At 71.7% G+C, this 2,210-nt stretch carries 2 protein-coding genes and 1 pseudogene; 1 reads left to right on the plus strand and 2 read right to left on the minus strand.

The window, feature by feature from the left end:
* Positions 1–138 (minus strand): annotated as a pseudogene (locus E1166_RS32405) (class F sortase); the annotation flags it as partial.
* On the minus strand, positions 125–1,216 hold the full coding sequence (locus tag E1166_RS30270; RefSeq protein WP_132343215.1) for a hypothetical protein: 1,092 nt from the start codon (positions 1,214–1,216) through the stop codon (positions 125–127). The gene E1166_RS30270 and the pseudogene E1166_RS32405, both read right to left, overlap by 14 nt.
* A 561-nt stretch (positions 1,217–1,777) precedes the next feature.
* On the opposite strand from E1166_RS30270, the gene E1166_RS30275 reads away from it, so the two are divergent.
* Positions 1,778–2,210 (plus strand): cellulose-binding domain-containing protein (locus tag E1166_RS30275; RefSeq protein ID WP_207914659.1); only part of this gene is annotated, 433 nt, incomplete at its 3' end.

Genomic DNA, 2,210 nt, shown 5'->3' on the forward strand with positions numbered 1-2,210 from the left:
GGACTCGGGGCGCAGGGACAGGCCGACCATCCCGGTGCCCGCCATGGCCACGGCGACGACGACGGCCGTGCCGGCGGCACGCCACGGTCTCCCGTGACGGCCGCCGGCCCGTGTCGTCGTCCGGTCAGACGAGCCCATCGGCCTGACGCCGGCGCATCAGCACGATGCCACCCAGGGCGGCCGCGCCGATCATGCCCGCCCCGCCGACGGCCATGCCGCCGTCGGCACCGGTGGTCAGACCGCCGTCACCGCCGTCGACGTGCCCGCGGGGGAGGACCACCAGTTCGCCCTCGCCGCACGAGCCCTTGAGTTCGTACCGGCCGGGGGCGGCGTCCGGCGAGACCCGGGCCTCGCCGTAGTAGACGAAGTCCTTCTTGTGCTTCCAGCCGCGTTCCTCGGTGGCCGCGTCCTCGGTAGCCGCGTCCTCGCCCCGCCAGTCGTGCTCGGCGTCGGTGTCGGTGTCGCGGTGCCCGCCCTGCCAGCCGCGCTCGGTGTCGGTGCCGGCGTCGGCGTGCTCGCCCTTTCCGCCGCGCTCGCCGTGCTCGCGGCCGGTGGTGTCCTCGCCGCGCTCGGACTCGGCCGCCTGGTCGTGCTCCTCGGCCTGCCAGTCGTGGCCCTTCCGCTCCCACTCGTGCCGCCCGCCCCGCTCCTCGGCGGTCTGCTCCTCCTCGTAGGCCTTCCGGTCGTACCCCGACCCGCCGTCGGCGGCGAGCCCGCCGCCCGTACCGCCGGGCTGGCCGCCATCGACCGAAGGCTGCGGCGACGGGCGCCGGTCGTCCTCGTGCTCGTCCCGGCCGTGCTCGTCCCGGCCGTGCTCGTCCCGGCCCTGTTCGTCCCGGCCGTGCTCATCCCGGCCGTGCTTGCCCCGGCCTTCCTCGCCCCGGCCGTGCCGGCCGCCGCGGTCCTGCTCCTCGGCGCCCTCGTCTCCGCCCTTCCAGTCGCGGCGGTCGCCACCGGCCTCGCTGGCCGGCTTCAGCTTCACCTTGCCGGTCACCTTCGACCAGACGTAGGCGTGCTCCTGCGGCTGGGGGCAGACCTCGATCAACCTGACCGTCTCGCCCGGCTTGGCGACGTGTGGCTTGGCGAAGACGTTGCCCTCACGGTCCCCGCCGTGGTGCGTGCCGTCTGCGAGCGCGATTCCCGGCGTGAGCACCAGGAGGGATGCGCCGCCGAGCGCGGCGCCCGCGACGACCTTCCCGAGCATCTTGTTAGCCATGACCTGCGTCACTCCATCCCTGTTGTCCTGAGCCCGACGTCGGTCGAGCTATGACCGACGTTAGACCGTTTCACGACCGTTCCGGGGGAAGATTCATGTTTTGGAGTTTCGGGATGATGAGAGAGATACGCACTCTAGGCGGCATATGTCGATCTGGTTGACCGGCTGCTGTCGGACCGCGTGGTCTGGGCTTCCGCCGGTGGTCGTAGGAGCTCACGGGGCGAATGTCCCGAGCGGTGGAGTCCGGGGCTGTTGCTGGTAGGTTTCGGGAAGGTATCGAGCCATTGCCATGGAAGCGCTCCCATGCAAGAATCGCTGCACGCGGTTCGGGGAGCCACACCGCGTAGGCAGGCGTCGAGGGCACCGGCGAGAACCGGACGACGTGGCCGCCGACCGGTCCTCGCTCGACCGGTCACGGCACCACCACCACCACGCCCGTTCCCGGGTCGGGCGCACCCCCCCGAAAATCCCGTTGGCACCGTGGACCGTCCGCCAGGACGTCCGCCGGGCCATTCTGCCGGGCCGTACGCGGACCCGGTCTCGCCCAAGGAGTTCAGTGGCATGAATCTGTGGAGAAACCTGTCCGGCCGACGCCGGGCGGTGGCGCTCGCCGGTGCGAGCGCCCTGGTAGCGGGCGGCCTGGTGACCATCCCGGTCACCGCCGCGCAGGCTGCGACGCAGTGCAGCGTCGACTACACGGCGAACCAGTGGCAGGGCGGCTTCACCGCCAGCGTCACCATCAAGAACATCGGTGACCCCCTGCGCTCCTGGACTCTCGGCTTCACCTTCCCCGACGCCGGCCAGCGGGTGCAGCAGGGCTGGTCGGCGCGTTGGTCGCAGAGCGGCCGGAACGTGACCGCCACCAACGAGTCGTACAACGGTTCGGTCGCCACCGGCGGCACGGTGAACATCGGCTTCAACGGCGCGTGGAGCGGCAGCAACCCGAAGCCGACCTCGTTCACCCTCAACGGTGTGGTCTGCAACGGTGGCACCC

Origin of the sequence: Micromonospora sp. KC213 (assembly GCF_004348325.1) — a bacterium.
Classification (GTDB): Bacteria; Actinomycetota; Actinomycetes; order Mycobacteriales; family Micromonosporaceae; genus Micromonospora.

Bases quoted from the DNA above. Each gene is read 5' to 3' on its own strand.
- E1166_RS30270 (WP_132343215.1), bottom strand. From the start codon at position 1,216: ATGGCTAACAAGATGCTCGGGAAGGTCGTCGCGGGCGCCGCGCTCGGC.